Source organism: Halomonas halodenitrificans DSM 735 (genome assembly GCF_000620045.1).
In the GTDB taxonomy this organism is placed as follows: Bacteria; Pseudomonadota; Gammaproteobacteria; order Pseudomonadales; family Halomonadaceae; genus Halomonas; species Halomonas halodenitrificans.
Genome location: NZ_JHVH01000001.1, coordinates 263,725 through 280,852, shown reverse-complemented (window position 1 = coordinate 280,852; position 17,128 = coordinate 263,725). Strand labels below are relative to the sequence as shown.

Here is a 17,128-nt window from a genome sequence, read left to right as displayed (position 1 = left end):
GATCGCTCATTGCCCCGCGTCACCCATTATCTCCCGAGCCCTCGAGTCAGCTCGAGCGCCGGGGTCACGATTCATCGGCACCCCAAGCGATCGATGAGTCAATGTTATCCAGGAGTCATTGTCATGAGCAGCAAGAACAAGGTGATCCAGGCGCTCGAAGCCGAGCAGATGAGCAAGGAGATCCCGACCTTTGCCCCCGGCGATACCGTCATCGTGCAGGTCAAGGTCAAGGAAGGCTCCCGTGAGCGTCTCCAGGCCTTCGAAGGCGTGGTGATCGGCAAGCGTAATCGCGGTCTGAACTCCGCCTTCACCGTGCGCAAGATCTCCCACGGCGTGGGCGTCGAGCGTACCTTCCAGACCTACAGCCCGCTGGTCGATTCCATCAGCGTCAAGCGTCGCGGTGACGTGCGTCAGGCCAAGCTCTACTACCTCCGTGAGCGCAGCGGCAAGTCGGCGCGCATCAAGGAAAAGCTGGCCTGAGGCCACGCCTCGGCGCCCTCGAGCCGGGGCCAGGTCCCGGCTCGACCCAGAAGCCCCGTCACCGCTCGCGCGGGGCGGGGTTTTCCTTTGCCGAGGCGGGTTAGCCGGAGTCCGACATGAGTGCGCCCGACGCGACCATCATCGACGCCTTCCTCGACGCCCTGTGGCTCGAGCAAGGGGTGAGTGACCACACCCTGGCCGCCTATCGCCGTGACCTGACGGCCTGGGCGGCACACCTCGCCGGGCTCGACGAGACGCTGGTCGAGCCGGGGCCCGCGAGCCTGTCCGCCTGGCTCGATGAGCGCCGCGAGGAGGGCTACCGACTGCGCAGCAATGCACGGCTGCTCTCCAGCCTGAGACGCTTCTATCGCTGGGCCCTGGAAACGGGGCGCATCGAGCGAGACCCGCTGGCCGAGGTCAAGCTGCCGAGGGTGCAGCCCGCCTTGCCCGAGACCCTGGATGAGACCGAGGTGGAACGATTAATCGCCGCGCCGGATATCACGACGGACCTGGGCCTGCGCGACCGTACCATGCTGGAGGTGCTCTACGGCACGGGGCTGCGCGTCTCGGAGCTGGTGGGGCTGACGACCGATGCCGTGAACCTGCGTCAGGGGGTGGTCAGGGTGCGAGGCAAGGGCGACAAGGATCGCCTGGTGCCAATGGGTGAGGAGGCCGTTCACTGGGTCTCGCGTTACCTGCACACCGTCCGTCGGGCACTGATGTCCGATGCCTCCCGGCCGACACTCTTCCCCGGGCGGGGTGATCGCCCGCTGACGCGGCAGGCATTCTGGTATCGGATCAAGCATCATGCCCGGGTGGCCGGTATCGATCGGCCGCTGTCGCCGCATACCCTGCGTCACGCTTTCGCTACCCATTTGTTGAATCATGGTGCCAATCTGCGTGTCGTACAGTTGCTGCTGGGGCACAGTGATCTCTCCACGACCCAGATCTATACCCATGTGGCCCAGGCGCGTCTGGAGCGCCTGCATGCCGACCACCACCCACGAGGATGAACCATGATGACCCTTTCCCGGACCCTTCTTCTCGGCCTGTCCGCCGTGCCGCTGGTGGCCCTGCTGTCGGCGCCCGCGATTGCTCAGCAGGACGGGGCCGAGCGCCTTGCCGAGCGTCTCTCGGTCAACGGCCAGGCGATGCCGGTCAGCAGCGTGCGCGAGGCGCCGATGGAGGGTCTCTTCGAGGTGCGCCTGGAAACCGGCGAACGTTTCTACAGTGACGCCACGGGAGAGCACTTTCTGGTAGGCGACCTTTATCGCAATGGCGAGCAGGGCCTGGTCAACCTGTCCGAGGAGAGCCTCAACGCCGAGCGTGCCGAGCGTCTGGATCGGGTGCCGGAGTCGGAGCGGGTCATCTTCCGCGGCCCCGAGAGTCGTGCCGAGGTGCTGGTATTTACCGATACTACCTGCCCGTACTGTCGGCAGCTTCACGAAGAGGTGCCGCGGCTCAACGAGTTGGGTATCGATGTTCACTACCTGGCCTTCCCGCGCGGCGGGATGAGTGGCCAGGGGGCTCGATCCCTGCAGCAGGTGTGGTGTGCCGATAATCCCGCCGAGGCGATGAGCGCCGCCAAGCGCGGTGATTCGCTTTCGGCCTCGGCAGACTGCGACAATCCGGTCGAGTCGCAGTATCATCTGGGGCTGGAGCTTGGCGTCCAGGGGACGCCGGCAATTGTGCTGCCCGACGGCCGCCTGGTGCCGGGTTACGTACCCGCCGAGCGCCTGGCCGCCATGCTGGGGCTCGAGGAGTAAGGCGTAGGCCTTCGGCTGCGCACGCCTGGACACGACACGCTATACAACGAACTCGGACACGCGAGCAGGAGCATGACATTGAAACCGGTGAGAGTAGGAATCTGTGGGCTGGGGACCGTCGGTGGCGGAACTTTCAACGTGCTGGTGCGCAATGCCGACGATATTGCCCGTCGGGCCGGGCGACCGATTGCCATCGAGCAGGTCGCCTATCGCACCCCCAATCCCGAGTGTGACCTCACCGGTATCAATACGACGGCGGATGTCTTCGAGGTGGCCAGCAACCCCGACGTCGATGTGGTGGTAGAGCTGATCGGTGGCTATGATATTGCGCGTGAGCTGGTGCTGGCCGCCATCGACAACGGCAAGCATGTGGTGACCGCCAACAAGGCGCTGATCGCGGTACACGGCAACGAGATCTTCGAGGCCGCCCACGAGAAGGGCGTGATCGTGGCCTTCGAGGCCGCGGTGGCCGGTGGCATTCCGGTGATCAAGTCGCTTCGCGAGGGGCTGGGGGCGAACCGCATCGAGTGGGTGGCGGGCATCATCAACGGTACCGGCAACTACATCCTGACGCATATGCGCGACGAAGGCCGAGCCTTCGATGACGTGCTCGCCGAGGCCCAGGCATTGGGCTATGCAGAAACCGACCCGACTTTCGATGTGGAAGGTATCGATGCCGCCCATAAGCTGACCATCCTCGCCTCCATCGCCTACGGGGTGCCGCTGCAGTTCGAGAAGGCCTACACCGAGGGGATCTCGCGGGTGACCGCCGAGGACGTTGAGCAGGCCGATAATCTGGGTTATGTGATCAAGCACCTGGGGATCTCCAAGCGTACCGAACAGGGGCTGGAGCTGCGTGTGCACCCCACCCTGATTCCCAAGGAGCGCCTGCTGGCCAACGTGCACGGCGTGAAGAACGCCATCGCCGTGATGGGCGATGCCGTGGGGCCGACTCTCTACTACGGGGCTGGTGCCGGCGCCGAGCCCACCGCCTCCGCCGTGGTGGCCGACCTGCTCGACGTGGCCCGGGATATCACCACCGACCATCACTATCGGGTGCCCTATCTGGCCTTCAGCGGCATCAGCGAGGACGTCAGCCAGCTGCCGATCATGCCCATGGAGGAAATCACCACGGCCTACTACCTGCGCCTGCTGGCGGTGGACCGCCCCGGGGTGCTGGCACGAGTGGCGACCATCCTCTCGGAGCAGGGCATGTCCATCGAGGCATTGATCCAGAAGGAGGCCACCGAGGGCGAGCTGGTGCCGATCATCCTGCTGACCCACCGCACCCTCGAGAAGAACATGAATGAGGCAATCCGCCAGATCGAGTCGATGGCCGATGTCGCCGGTCCGGTGACCCGGATTCGCGTTGACTCCCTGGATGAGCAGGGGTGACCGGGCACCGCCCGAGCAAAGGAACACAATGATGCGCTATATCAGTACCCGCGGGCAGGCGCCCGCGCTCTCCTTCGAGGAGGTCGTGCTTACCGGCATGGCCAGCGACGGTGGCCTCTACGTACCGGAGAGTGTGCCCGAGCTTTCGCATGAGGAGCTGGCGGGCATGGCCGGGCTCTCCTATGCCGAGATCGCCTTCCGGGTGATGAAGCCCTTCGTCAACGGCGAGATCGACGACGCGACGTTCCGTGAGATCGTCAGGGAGGCGTATGCCACCTTCAGCCATGACGCGGTGGTGCCGCTAAACCAGCTCGATGCCAATCACTTCCTGCTCGAGCTGTTCCACGGCCCGACCCTGGCCTTCAAGGATGTCGCCCTGCAGCTGTTGGGTCGCATCCTGGATCACTTCCTGAAGAAGCGTGGCGAACGGGCGGTGATCATGGGGGCGACCTCCGGCGATACCGGCTCCGCCGCCATCGAGGGCTGCCGCCACTGCGACAACCTCGATATCTTCATCCTCCATCCCCACAACCGGGTCTCGGAGGTGCAGCGCCGCCAGATGACCACGGTGCTGGCCGACAACGTCTTCAACGTCGCCATCGAGGGCAACTTCGACGACGCCCAGGCGATGGTCAAGGCGAGCTTCGCCGATCAGTCCTTCTTGAACGGCACCCGGCTGGTGGCGGTGAACTCCATCAACTGGGCGCGCATCATGGCCCAGATCGTCTATTACGTGGCATCTGCCGTGGCGCTGGGCGCGCCCCGGCGCAAGGTCAGCTTCTGTGTGCCGTCGGCCAACTTCGGTAATGTCTTCGCCGGCTATATGGCCTATCGCATGGGCCTGCCGGTGGAGCGTTTCGTGATCGCCACCAACGCCAACGACATCCTGCACCGCACCCTGGCCGACAACGACTTCTCCAGGCAGGAGCTGGTCGCGACCCTGGCGCCGTCCATGGATATCGTGGTCTCCTCGAACTTCGAGCGCCTGCTGTTTGAAGCCTATGACCGCGATGGCAAGGCCGTGGCTGAATTGCTCGAGCGTTTCCAGGCCGAGCCCTCGGCCCTGGCCGAGGCGCCGCTCTCGCGCCTTCGGGAGCGCTTCGCCAGCCACAGCGTCGACGACAGCACCATCCTGGAGGTGATCCGCGAGGCGCATCATCGCACCCAGGAGATCCTCGACCCGCACACCGCCACGGGCTATCGCGCCGCCGAGCGCGAACGGGGCGACGCGACGGTGCCGATGATCACCCTGGCCACCGCTCATCCGGCCAAGTTCGCCGAGGCGGTGGTCAAGGCCGGCTTCCCGGGCGTGCCGCTGCCCCCGCATATGGATGATCTGCTGGAGCGGGAAGAGCGCTATACGGTGTTGCCGGCGGAACTTTCCGCCGTGCAGCAGTTCGTGGCCGACAACCGCCGCTGAGGTCACCAGTGGCTGTCAGCCTCGAGTTTGTATGCCGCTCGGGGCTGATCCGGCGACAGGCCTGCGAGGGGGCGCTGTGAACCCCTCCCTGGGCGCTAGATGCCCTGCTTCGCTCTCGCGTCCTGCTCCGCTTGCAGGACCTGTGCTGACCATCCATGGCCAGCCCGTTCGAAGCAGTGCTTCTAACCCCTGGCATAGGACCCCCTCTTCGGCCTATCCCCGGCGCCCCTCGCTGGGTCAGCGGCCTACAGTCACAGACTTGAACCAGAGGAGCTAGGCTTGGACGCCACACGCGACCCCGTTGATCTGAGCGAGCGCCTGAGACCGCGGATCCTGCCGCGGCCCCGGGATGCCGCCCTCTATGCCCGTGCTCAGCGCGAGGGCCTCAGCGAGCTGCAGGCCCGGGTGCTGGCCGGGCGCCTGGCGGGCTACCCGGGCGATCTCGACCCGCTGGTCTCGCCCAGCCTGCGCCATCTGACCCACCCCGAGAAGCTGGCCGACGGCCGTCGTGCCGCCGAACGCATCGCCCAGGCGGTGGTCGACGGCGAGCATATCGGCATCCTGACCGACTATGACGTCGACGGCATCACCTCCCATGTGGTGATCCGGCGTACCCTGCACGAGCTGTTTGGCGTGCCGGAGGCGAGGCTGCACAGCCTGATCGGCCATCGCATCTTTGATGGCTATGGCATCAGCCTGCCGCTGGTGGAGCGCACCCTGGCCCTGTCGCCGCGGCCCAGCCTGGTGATCACCGCCGACTGCGGCAGCAGCGACGAGCCGCGTATCGCCCGGCTCAAGGCCGCCGGCATCGAGGTGGTGGTCAGCGACCACCACGCCCTGCCGGTGGAGGGGCCGCCGGCCTCGGCCCATGCCGTGGTCAATCCGACGCGCGACGACTGCGACTATCCCGACCCGACCATCGCCGGCTGCATGGTGGCCTGGCTGGTCATGTCGCTGACCCGCGGCGTGCTGGTCGAGTGGGGCGTGCTGGCCCGGGAGACGCCCAAGCTCTCCCCCTGGCTCTCCTATGTGGCGCTGGGCACGGTGGCGGATTGTGTCTCCCTGGGGGGCAGTCCCGCCAATCGGGCGGTGGTGAGCCATGGCCTGGCATTGATCAATCGCATGGAGGCGGCCTGCTGGCGTGCCATGGCCCAGCGGCTGGGCGCCGACAGCGTGCCCTTCGATGCCGAGACCCTGGGCTTCCAGATGGGGCCGCGGATCAATGCCCGCTCGCGCCTCGACGACCCCTATGCCGCGCTTCACTACATGCTGGCGGCGGATGATGCCACGGCGGCGCGGCACCTGGAGACGCTGGATCAGGACAACCAGTCGCGCAAGGCCATCGAGGCCGATATGGCCGAGGAGGCGAAGGCGCTGGCGATGCCGGCGCTGGCCGCCGACGCGCCGGCCATCGTGGTCTTTCTTGAGAGTGGCCACCCGGGCGTGCAGGGCATCGTGGCGTCCCGGCTGGTGCAGGCCTATGGGCGCCCGGCACTGGTACTGACGCCGGCCGCCGCCCCCGGCATGCTGACCGGCTCCGGGCGTTCCGTCGAGGCATTGCATCTGCGCGATGCCCTGCAACGAACCTTCGAGCTGGCCCCCGAGGCGCTGCCGCGCTTCGGGGGCCACCGTGGTGCGGCCGGCGTCGGGGTGCCCGCCGAACGGCTCGACGCCTTCAAGGCCGCCTTTCTGGAGGCGGTGGCCGAGCAGCTGGGCGATGCCGAGCTCTATCCCAGGATCCTTACCGACGGGGACCTGGCCCCCGAGCAGCTGAGCCTGGCGACCCTGGAGGAGCTGCAGGCGCTGGGGCCTTATGGGCGCGAGTTCGACTCGCCGTTGTTCCAGGGCGAATTTATCGTCGAGCGTCTGCGCCCGGTGGGGGCCGATGGCACCCACCTGATGCTGGAGCTTTCCCTGGGTGCGGTCGTCCATCGGGCCATCTGGTTCCGGGCGCTGACGCCCGGTGAGGTGCCGGCCTTCGGCGTGGGGGACCGGCTCCGCTGTGCCTACAAGCTCAACCGTAATCGCTGGCGGGGAAGGGAGAGTCTGCAGCTGATGGTAGAGCACGCCGAGCGGGTCTCCTGATACCCGGCTGCGTTCGTCATCCTCGCCACCGGCCTCCGGTCGCCCGCGGCGGATAACAGGGCACAAGATAAAAGGAGTCAGGCATGGATCCCCAGGAACTGCCCAAGGACCCGCATTCCCGCTGGGAAGACGGCATGGCGATGCTGGTGGGCACGCTGTTCGTGGCCCTGGGGGTCACGTTATACACCCAGGCAACACTGCTGACCGGCAGTACCGCCGGCATGGCCTTTCTGCTGCAGTACGCCACCGGCTGGTCCTTCGGCGCCTGGTTCTTCCTGATCAATCTACCGTTCTACTGGCTGGCCATCCGACGCATGGGGTGGTCGTTTACCCTGCGTACCTTTGCCGCCATCGTCCTGGTATCGCTGTTTTCCGAGCTGACCGGCCGTTGGGTCAGCATCGACTCGCTGGCGCCCTTCTACGGGGCGCTGATGGGCGGCTGCCTGATCGGCATCGGCATGCTCATCCTGTTTCGCCACCGCGCCAGCCTCGGCGGGGTCAACATCCTGGTGCTCTACCTTCAGGACCGCTACGGCCTGCGAGCCGGCTATGTGCAGCTGGCAATCGATGGCGCCATCATGCTGGTCGGCCTGGCGTTGCTACCGGCCGACCGGATCGGGCTATCGGTACTGGGCGCGGTGGCACTCAACCTGATCATCGCGCTCAACCATAAACCCGGGCGCTACATGGGGGTCAGTTGAGCCCGCAAGGGTTCAGCGCCTTCCCCAGAACCACCAGGCGATCAGGCCGATCAGGGCGAGTCCTGCCAGATTGATGATCCAACTCATGAGATAGCCTCCTTGTGTTGACGGTCGCTCTCTTCGCCGCCCTCGGTCTCACCGGAGGGGCGGAACAGCCGCAGGCGGTTGGCGTTGCTGACCACGGTGATCGAGGAGAGCGACATCGCCGCCCCGGCGATCATCGGTGACAGCAGGGTGCCGGTGATGGGGTAGAGCGCGCCGGCGGCGATGGGGATGCCCAGGATGTTGTAGCCGAAGGCGCCCATCAGATTCTGCTTGATATTGGCAAGCGTGGCGCGGCTGACCTCGATGGCGGCGGCCACGCCATGCAGCGAACCACGCACCAGGGTGATGCCGGCGCTCTCGATGGCCACGTCGGTGCCCTGGCCGATGGCGAAGCCGACGTTGGCCTGGGCCAGGGCCGGGGCATCGTTGATGCCGTCGCCCACCATGCCGACGATTTCCCCCGTCTGCTGCAGGCGCTCGATCTCGGCGTGCTTGTCTTCCGGCAGCAGGCCCGCGCGGAAGTCATCGATACCGACCTCTCCGGCGATGGCGGCGGCGGTGTGCTTGTTGTCGCCGGTCAGCATCACCACCTTGAGGCCGTCCTCCTGCAGGCGCTTGACCGCCTCGATGGTGTCGTGGCGCAGCGGGTCGCTGATGCCGAACAGCGCCGCCAGCCTGCCGTCCACCGCCAGGTAGACCACGGTACGCGCCGTCTTCTCCAGTTCTTCGGCGGTCTGCCGGGCCTCGCCGAGGTCGATGCCGGCCTCTTCCAGGAGCCGGGCATTGCCCAGCAGCAGTGGCCGGCCGTCGCTGGACTGCGCCGTGACGCCGCGGCCGGTGACGCTGTCAAAGTCGCTGACCTGGCTGTCGGTCGCATCGCGTTCCTCCGCGTAGGCAAGCATGGCGGTGGCCAGCGGGTGCTCCGAGCCACGCTCCAGGGCCGCCGCCAGCCCCAATACCTCCTGCTCATCGCCGGAGAGAATGTTGGCTTCGGTGACCCTCGGCTTGCCCTCGGTGAGGGTGCCGGTCTTGTCCACCACCAGGGTGGTAAGGCGGCTTGCCGTCTGCAGCGACTCGCCGTTTCTGACCAGCACGCCGTGCTCGGCGGCCTTACCCACGCCGATCATGGTGGAGATCGGCGTGGCCAGGCCCAGGGCACAGGGGCAGGCGATGATCAGCACCGTGGTGGCGGTGACCAACATATGAATGACCCGCGGCTCGCTGCCGACGTTGAACCAGGCAAGTGCCGTGAGCACGGCGATGATCATCACCGAGGGCACGAACACGCTGGAGACCTTGTCGGCCAGGTCACCAATCGGCGGGCGTGAATTCTGGGCGCTGGCCACCTGTTCGGTGATCTGCCCCAGGCGGGTATCGCTGCCCACGCGGGTGGCACGATAGACCAGGCCACCGCGACCGTTGACGGTGCCGGCGCTGACCTCATCGCCCTGGCCCTTGGCCACCGGCAACGGCTCGCCGGTGAGCATCGACTCGTCGATATGACTCTGGCCCTCGGTCACCTCGCCATCCACCGGAAGGCGCTCGCCGGGGCGCACGCGGATGTGGTCGTCCTGGCGCACCGCGTCGATGTCGATCTCGCGCTCCTCGCCGTCGCGAATCACCCGCGCGGTCTTGCTCTGCAGGTCGAGCAGGCGCTTGAGCGCATCGCTGGTGCGACCCCGAGCGCGCAGCTCCACGGCGTTGCCCAACAGAATCAGGCCGATGACCATGGCCGAGGCCTCGAAATAGATGCCCCGGGCGGCCTCGGGCAGCCAGCCGCCGAGAAACACCACCGCCATGGAATACAGCCAGGCGGTGCCGGTGCCCATGGCCACCAGGGTGTCCATGTTGGCCTGGTGATGCCGGAAGTTCTTCCAGGCACTGACGAAGAAGTGACGCCCGGGGAACACCATGACTGCAAGTGTCAGCAGGCCGATCACGCCCCAGTAGAGGCGACCGATACCCACCGGCTCGGGATGAAAGACGAACATGCTGGCCATCAGCGGCACCGCCAGTGCCAGCGACCAGAAACTGCCGTGCAGGCGCTTGTTGTATTCACGCTGCTCCTTGTCGGCACGGCTGACCTCGGCCTCGCGCATGTCGACGATGGGCTCGGCGCCGTAGCCGACGCTGTCCACCGCGGCAATCAGCGCGTCTTCACCGGCGCTGCCATGAACCTGGGCGGTGTGAGTGCCGAAGTTGACCGACGCCGTGGCCACGCCCGGCGTCTTTTCCAGCGCCTGCTGCACGCTCTTGACGCAGCTGGCGCAGGTCATGCCGCTGATGGAGAGCCGCCGGGTGGTGGCGCGTTCACCGTCTGCCGCCTCGTTCTGATCGGCAGGGGCCTCGTCCTGATCGGTCGCCGCCTCGCTTTGATCGGCCGCCGCCTCGCTCTGGTCGGCAGGGGCCTCGTCCTGGTCGGCAGGGGCCTCGTCCTGATCGGCCGACGTCTCGCTCTGGTCGGCAGGGGCATCGTCCGTGGGATAGCCGGCCTCGGCAAGCAGCCTATCCAGGGTCTGGCCATCCAGTCGGGTGACAACGTCGAGGCGTTTCTCCGTCGGTTCGCCGGTTACCTCGGCGTTCGAGTCCTCGGCCTGAATCGCCTCGCGCATGCGCTTGACGCAGCCCTGGCAACTCATGCCGGGCACTTGACGTTCGAGGGTAGTATTCATGGCTTCTCCTTGGTGGAGGGGGCGTCGGCAAGGCCCTTTTCATCGGTCTGCAGAGGTTCGGGGAAACTCTCGATCAACCGGCACAGGCTGTGGCCATCCGGGGTACCGTCGGGCATGTCGGCCCAGGTTTCGAGTGCCTGCTCCATGCGTTCGGCCAGCGCCTGTAGTTCGGCGATACGCGCATGGATCTGCGGCAGGCGGCTGGCCAGCAGGTCGCGCACCATGGGGCAGGGGGAGTCGCCATGATCGGCATGGTCGAGGATGTCGCGTATCTCGGCCACGCCGAAGCCCAGGGTGCGGGCACGCTGAATAAAGCGCAGCCGCTCCAGGTCGGGTTTGGCGAACAGCTGGTAGCCGTTGTCGGGGTGGCGCTCGGGATGCAGAAGCCCCTCGCGTACATAGTGGCGCACGGTCTCGGCGGTAACGCCGGCCCCCTTCGCCAGTTCACTGACCTTCATGGCGGTGTCTCTAGAGAATGGCATGCCTGTAGTGTAAAACCTTTGGGTAACACAAAGGTCAAGCTTTCCGGTCATGAGCCTGGAGGCATGTCGGTACACTTCTCAAGGTGTTATATAAGCTCCTGAAAGTTCACGATATCAGGTGAGTGTAGGACCAAAGTATTAGCAGTTTTAGCATTAAAACGAGCGTTTGGGGTTGAAACGAACGTTGGCATACGCGAAAAGGGGAGGGCACGCGCTCGCCTCCGGGGAGAGGCTTCGCCAGCGCCAACGTAATAACAGCACTGCAAGGGGTGGATCTTATGAAGAATAAATTCAATCGCCTGACCCTCGCCGCCGCCGTGACGGCGGCGGCCTTCGCCAGCCAGGCCCAGGCCGGTGGGTTCCAGCTTAACGAGCAAAGCGTCAGTGGCCAGGGCTATGGCCACGCCGGGCGCAGCTCCAACGTCCACGACGCCACTATCGTCTATGGCAACCCGGCCGGCATGTCGTTCCTGGATCGCGCCCAGCTTTCCGCCGGTGCCACCTATCTGGTCGTCAATAACGATATTAAGAACGCCAGTACAAGCAGCGCCGTAACCGATGGAGAAGGTAATGTTGTTCAGCCATTGGGTGGGGCACAAGGCAGTAATGACGGCGATATGGTGGGCAACAAGACGGTGCCCTTCGCCTTCTATGCCCATCCGGTCAATGAGAAGCTGGCCTTCGGCTTCGGCGTCTATGCGCCCTTCGGCTCCAAGACCGATTATGAAGATAGCTTCCAGGGGCGCAACCAAGGCAACTTTACCGAAGTTGCAGTTGTAACGGCTCAGCCGACGGTATCTTATCGCTTCAATGAACAGTGGTCGGTCGGCGCCGGTATTACCTATAACCGTGTGGATGGTGAGCTTCATCGCCAGGTGCCTGTTGCTACCCCAGTGGGGCTTACAGAAGTCGACTCACGTGTAGAGGGCGATGATGAAGCCTGGGGCTATAACCTGGGGGTGATTTACCAGCCGGTTCCCGAAACCACTCTGGGCCTGACTTATCGCTCAAAGGTGGACTACACCTTGGAGGGAAGCTTTACTGCTACATCTCCTGTGCTGGATCAACTTGGAATCGGTACCGTTACCGATGATGCTACTCTAGACCTGACAACGCCTGAGATAGTTAACTTCTCCATCACTCAGCAGATGACGGATCGTCTCAAGCTAATGTTGGGTGCTTCATGGGCGCGATGGAACCGGTTTGAACGGATACTGGTCAACGGGGATGAGCGTGGTGAAATCACTAATGAGGAGCAGCACTACTCTAACTCTTGGGCGTTTTCAGCTGGTGGTGAGTACCAGCTTAACCCCCAGTGGGCACTTCGCGCAGGGGTAACCATCGATAACACCCCGACCAACGATGATACTCGCAGCGTGCGTATTCCTTCGGATGATCGCCGAATTTTCTCCCTGGGTGCCGGCTGGACGCCGATTGAGAGTCTAACTTTGGACTTTGCCTATTCCTACCTGACTGAGCGCGGCACGCATGTGAATCAGACAAAGACTGATAGCTTCACTGTGAATGGTCAGCAGACCCCGACCATTGCCTCTACCTACTCCGCCGACTACAAGAACGAGGCCCATGGCTTCGGCGCTCAGCTGACCTATCGCTTCTAGGCGATAAACTGCCAGGTGCAGGACGAAGACCCCGGCCAAGGCCGGGGTCTTCGCGTCAGGGCCGCGAGAGCGCGGCGGATGGATGCGGCCCGCGGCGGCTTTCGTTACAATGGCGTCTTTTCCGTGCCGCCGCGGACCGGTCTCTTGCCGGTCTGCAGTGGCCGCACGTCCACCCGAATTCAGGCGAGACGCCCCATGCTGGAAACCAACCCGATTCACAACCTCCTCAAGGACCTGTCCGAGCGGACAGACGTCCTGAGGGGGTATCTTTGACTATGCCGAAAAGAAGGATCGGCTAGAGGAAGTCACCCGCGAGCTGGAAGACCCCAACGTCTGGAACGATCCGGACCGTGCCCAGAAGCTGGGCAAGGAGCGCGCTTCCCTCGAGACCATCGTGGCCACCATCGACGAGCTGGACCAGGGGCTGGGCGATAGCCGAGACCTGCTGGAACTGGCCGAGATGGAAGACGACGAGGACACCGTCGCCGAGGTCGAGAAGGAGCTCGAGAGCTTCCATGCCAGCCTCGAGAAGCTCGAGTTTCGACGCATGTTCTCCGGCGAGATGGACGAGAACAATGCCTATCTCGACATCCAGGCCGGCTCCGGCGGTACCGAGGCCCAGGACTGGGCCAATATCCTGCTGCGCATGTATCTGCGCTGGGCGGAGCATCACGGCTTCAAGGCCGATATCATCGAGCTCTCCGGCGGCGACGTGGCCGGCATCAAGTCGGCCACCCTGCATATCCAGGGGGACCATGCCTTCGGCTGGCTGCGTACCGAGACCGGTGTGCACCGCCTGGTGCGCAAGAGCCCCTTCGACTCCGGCGGGCGTCGCCATACCTCGTTCGCCTCGGTGTTCCTGTCGCCCGAGATCGACGATAGCTTCGAGGTCGATATCAACCCCTCGGACCTGCGCGTCGACACCTATCGCTCCAGTGGTGCCGGTGGCCAGCACGTCAACACCACCGACTCGGCGGTACGCATTACCCACGAGCCCACCGGCATCGTGGTGGCCTGTCAGAGCCAGCGTAGTCAGCATGCCAACCGCGATTTCGCCATGAAGCAGCTCAAGGCGCGGCTGTGGGAGCATGAAATGGAGAAGCGCAACGCCGCCAAGCAGGAGGCCGAAGACTCCAAGTCCGATATCGGCTGGGGCAGCCAGATTCGTTCCTATGTGCTGGATGACCAGCGCATCAAGGACCTGCGTACCAGCGTGCAGACCAGTAATTGCGACAAGGTGCTGGACGGTGATCTCGATCAGTTTATCGTCGCCAGCTTAAAGCAAGGATTGTAGCGATATGGCCAACGAAAGCCCCTCAGCGGAAAACCCGCAGAACGATGAGAACCGCCTGATTGCCGAGCGCCGTGCCAAGCTGGCGGCGCGGCGTGAACGGGCCGCCGCCCAGGGCGAAAGCGCGTTTCCCAATCACTTCCGCCGGGACAGCCAGGCCGCCGAGCTCGATGCGGCGCTGGGTGACAAGGACAAGGCCGAGCTGGAGGCGCTGAATCATCCGGCCGGTGTGGCCGGGCGCATCATGCGCAAGCGCGGCCCCTTTATCGTGATCCAGGACGTCAGCGGCCAGATCCAGCTCTACGTGGACAAGAAGGGCCTGCCCGCCGAGCTTCTCGAGGAGATCAAGGGCTGGGACATCGGCGATATCGTGGCGGGGCGTGGCCCGGTGCACAAGTCGGGCAAGGGCGACCTCTATGTGAAGATGGAGGAGGCGGTGCTGCTCACCAAGAGCCTGCGGCCGCTGCCTGACAAGTTCCACGGCCTCACCGACATGGAGGCCCGCTACCGCCAGCGCTATGTGGACCTGATCATGAACCCCGACTCGCGCCGGGTGTTCGAGACCCGGGCCGGGGTGATCAGCGCCATGCGTCGCTTCTTCGAGGCACGGGGCTTCATGGAAGTGGAAACTCCCATGCTGCAGGCGATTCCCGGCGGCGCCACGGCGCGTCCTTTCGTGACGCACCACAATGCGCTGGATCAGGACATGTATCTGCGCATCGCCCCCGAGCTCTATCTCAAGCGCCTGGTGGTGGGAGGCTTCGAGAGGGTCTTCGAGATCAACCGCAACTTCCGAAACGAGGGGCTCTCCACGCGCCATAACCCCGAGTTCACCATGATCGAGTTCTATCAGGCCTATGCGGATTATAATGACCTGATGGACCTCACCGAGGAGATGCTGCGCACCCTGACCCAGGAGGTGTTGGGCACCACCACCGTGGTCAATGCCGTTCGCAATCGTGACGGCGAGGTGCTGGAGACCTTCGAGTACGACTTCGGCCAGCCGCTGCGCCGGCTGAGCGTTTTCGACTCGATTCTCGAGTACAACCCCGACATCCACGCCGAGGCGCTGGCCGACGAGGCCGCGGCGCGCCAGATCGCCGAGCGTCTGGATATCGACGTCAAGGATGGCTGGGGCCTGGGCAAGGTCCAGATCGAGATCTTCGAAAAGACCGTGGAGCATCGCCTGCAGCAGCCCACCTTTATCACCGAGTATCCCACCGAGGTGAGCCCCCTGGCGCGGCGCAAGGATGCCAACCCCTTCGTCACCGAGCGCTTCGAGTTCTTCGTCGGCGGCCGCGAGATTGCCAATGGCTTCTCGGAGCTCAACGACGCCGAGGACCAGGCCGAGCGCTTCCGCGAACAGGTGGCCGAAAAGGAGGCCGGCGACGACGAGGCGATGTATTTCGACGCCGACTATGTGCGCGCGCTGGAGTATGGCCTGCCGCCGACCGCCGGCGAGGGCATCGGCATCGACCGGCTGGTGATGCTGTTGACCGACAGCGCCTCGATCCGCGATGTGCTGCTGTTCCCGGCCATGCGGCCCGAGGTGGAGTGAAGGGTGCATCACAGGCTGGCGTGAAGCCGCTGGGTTTTGGCCCTTCGGGGCCAGACCCCGGCGGTGGATATTGGCCGGGGTCTGACCCCAGGGGGCCATGCCACCAGCCTTCGGTAAGTACGGGAAGCATTGGTAAACGCCGCGGGCAGCGCCCATAATGGTGGTCGTTTCGACGTCGAGGAGACCACCATGAAACTGCTCAATCGCTCCGCCCTGAGCGTCCGCCCGACCCAGCACTTCGTGGACTGGATCAACGGGCTCGAGCCCACCCTCGGCAACGAGGACTTGACGCTGTCCGACGTCGAGCACGAGAGCACCGTCTATCTGATTCCGGAGATGGATACCCCCGAGGCCCTGCAGGGCTTCGTGCGTGAGCGCTATCTCGAGGTCCTCGAGACCGAGCTACGCGCCTGGGAAGAGGATCAGGAGCAGTGGCCCGATGTCCTCGACTGGTCGCTGTTTCAGCACTTCCTGCGGCTCGAGCACAGCTATCTGGCCATCGACCTCGACACCGAGACGGCCCTGGAGATCTCCGAGATCGACGATAGCCTGTTGCTGGAATCTTCGGACTAGACCAGTAAGTGCCGGCCCTAGTCGTAGGCGCCGACGATAACGCTTGACGCCTTGAAGATGGCGCTGGCCGGTTGTCCTTCGGCCAGTCCCAGGCCTTCGGCGCTGGCATGGGTGATGATCGCCGCCAGATGGCCGCCGCCCTCAAGCGCCAGCACCACCTCGCTATTGACGGCTCCGGGCTGCAGGCGTTCGACGCGGCCTGCCAGGCGGTTGCGGGCCGAGAAGCGGGCGCCCTCGGCCTCGGTCACGACGATCACCGACGAGGCCTTGATCAGCGCGAACGCTTCGCTGCCCACCTCGAGCCCCAGTGTTTGGGAGCTTTCGCGGGTGATCACCGCCACCAGTCGTTGGCCGGGGAAGATTTCGATCTCGACTTCATCGTTGACCGCGCCCGGCGTCAGCGCCGTGATCCGGCCGCTGAAGTGATTGCGCGCACTGCTTTTCATGCTCAGCCTCCTGATCATCGCCACGTCATCGGTCAGGCTGCCCGCCTGTCGGTTCAGCTCATTGACGAAGTGCTTGTGTAGCGCTTCCAGGCGGTGGAAGTTGGCCACCAGCTGGTGGCCACGCGCGGTGAGCCGCGTGGCGCCCCCTCCCTTGCCGCCGACGCTGCGCTCCACCAGCGGTTCTCCTGCCAGATTGTTCATCTGATCCACCGCATCCCAGGCGGCCTTATAGCTCATCTTCATGGCTTTGGCCGCCTGGGAGATTGAGCCCCGTTCGGCGATATGGCTCAGCAGGCTGATGCGGCCATGGCCGCCGAAGCGACGCTCGTCGGTGTTGAACCAGATCTGTCCTTCCACGCTGATGGGTGGCGGGGGAGAGGGCATCGCGGCGACTCCAGGAGGCGTAAAGAGGAGATGTAGGTGCCTCGCGATTATATCAGCTGATATAACGCCGATGTGATAACCGCTCGCCTTCGTCGCTACAGTGGCGTACCGCCAAAGCGGCGTATATCGGAAAACAGCGCCAGGGACACCTCCGTCAGTATCGCCCGCAACAACATGGCACGCTCGTAGTCGCCGTTGAACACCGAGTTAT

Annotated in this window: 14 protein-coding genes; 11 read left to right on the top strand and 3 right to left on the bottom strand. The window is 64.7% G+C overall.

From position 1 onward, the window contains the following. The first annotated feature begins 123 nt into the window (after window positions 1-123). From rplS to Q358_RS0101320, 7 genes are all read left to right on the top strand, one after another. Window positions 124-480, top strand: coding sequence for a 50S ribosomal protein L19 (rplS, locus tag Q358_RS0101350; RefSeq protein ID WP_027960393.1), 357 nt, complete (start codon window positions 124-126; stop codon window positions 478-480). Window positions 481-596: 116 nt separating this feature from the next. After that, complete coding sequence (xerD, locus tag Q358_RS0101345) at window positions 597-1,493, top strand: site-specific tyrosine recombinase XerD (RefSeq protein ID WP_027960392.1); 897 nt, start codon at window positions 597-599, stop codon at window positions 1,491-1,493. A gap of 3 nt (window positions 1,494-1,496) precedes the next feature. Further along, a complete protein-coding gene (locus tag Q358_RS0101340; protein ID WP_027960391.1) occupies window positions 1,497-2,246 on the top strand; it encodes a DsbC family protein in 750 nt (249 codons plus the stop codon). Between the two features lie 78 nt (window positions 2,247-2,324). Continuing rightward, window positions 2,325-3,641, top strand: coding sequence for a homoserine dehydrogenase (locus Q358_RS0101335; protein WP_027960390.1), 1,317 nt, complete (start codon window positions 2,325-2,327; stop codon window positions 3,639-3,641). Window positions 3,642-3,672: 31 nt separating this feature from the next. Then, complete coding sequence (gene thrC, locus Q358_RS0101330; RefSeq protein ID WP_027960389.1) at window positions 3,673-5,061, top strand: threonine synthase; 1,389 nt, start codon at window positions 3,673-3,675, stop codon at window positions 5,059-5,061. Between the two features lie 279 nt (window positions 5,062-5,340). Then, complete coding sequence (locus tag Q358_RS0101325) at window positions 5,341-7,146, top strand: single-stranded-DNA-specific exonuclease RecJ (protein ID WP_043487449.1); 1,806 nt, start codon at window positions 5,341-5,343, stop codon at window positions 7,144-7,146. Between the two features lie 83 nt (window positions 7,147-7,229). Then, window positions 7,230-7,847: a YitT family protein gene (locus Q358_RS0101320; RefSeq protein WP_027960387.1), complete on the top strand. Its 618-nt coding sequence runs from the start codon at window positions 7,230-7,232 to the stop codon at window positions 7,845-7,847. An 83-nt stretch (window positions 7,848-7,930) separates the two neighbouring features. On the opposite strand, the gene Q358_RS0101315 is transcribed toward Q358_RS0101320, so the two are convergent. Beyond that, window positions 7,931-10,564 (bottom strand): heavy metal translocating P-type ATPase, encoded by a 2,634-nt coding sequence (locus tag Q358_RS0101315; protein ID WP_027960386.1) that lies wholly within the window; start codon window positions 10,562-10,564, stop codon window positions 7,931-7,933. Next, complete coding sequence (locus Q358_RS16285; protein WP_043487447.1) at window positions 10,561-11,022, bottom strand: MerR family transcriptional regulator; 462 nt, start codon at window positions 11,020-11,022, stop codon at window positions 10,561-10,563. Before Q358_RS16285 ends, Q358_RS0101315 begins: the two co-directional genes overlap by 4 nt. A gap of 302 nt (window positions 11,023-11,324) precedes the next feature. Here Q358_RS16285 and Q358_RS0101305 point away from each other — a divergent pair, with 302 nt between their 5' ends. From Q358_RS0101305 to Q358_RS0101285, 4 genes are all read left to right on the top strand, one after another. Then, window positions 11,325-12,665 (top strand): OmpP1/FadL family transporter, encoded by a 1,341-nt coding sequence (locus Q358_RS0101305; protein WP_027960385.1) that lies wholly within the window; start codon window positions 11,325-11,327, stop codon window positions 12,663-12,665. A 195-nt stretch (window positions 12,666-12,860) separates the two neighbouring features. Continuing rightward, window positions 12,861-13,959 (top strand): peptide chain release factor 2 gene (gene prfB / locus Q358_RS0101295; RefSeq protein ID WP_156940842.1). Its coding sequence is split into 2 segments (ribosomal slippage): window positions 12,861-12,935 and window positions 12,937-13,959, totalling 1,098 coding nucleotides; the frame shifts between segments, so codons are not numbered across the junction. A gap of 4 nt (window positions 13,960-13,963) precedes the next feature. After that, window positions 13,964-15,514, top strand: coding sequence for a lysine--tRNA ligase (gene lysS, locus Q358_RS0101290; protein WP_027960382.1), 1,551 nt, complete (start codon window positions 13,964-13,966; stop codon window positions 15,512-15,514). A gap of 189 nt (window positions 15,515-15,703) precedes the next feature. Beyond that, window positions 15,704-16,087, top strand: coding sequence for a hypothetical protein (locus tag Q358_RS0101285; RefSeq protein WP_027960381.1), 384 nt, complete (start codon window positions 15,704-15,706; stop codon window positions 16,085-16,087). A gap of 17 nt (window positions 16,088-16,104) precedes the next feature. On the opposite strand, the gene Q358_RS0101280 is transcribed toward Q358_RS0101285, so the two are convergent. Beyond that, window positions 16,105-16,917, bottom strand: a complete 813-nt coding sequence (locus Q358_RS0101280) for a TOBE domain-containing protein (protein ID WP_027960380.1) — start codon at window positions 16,915-16,917, stop codon at window positions 16,105-16,107. Window positions 16,918-17,128 lie beyond the last annotated feature (211 nt).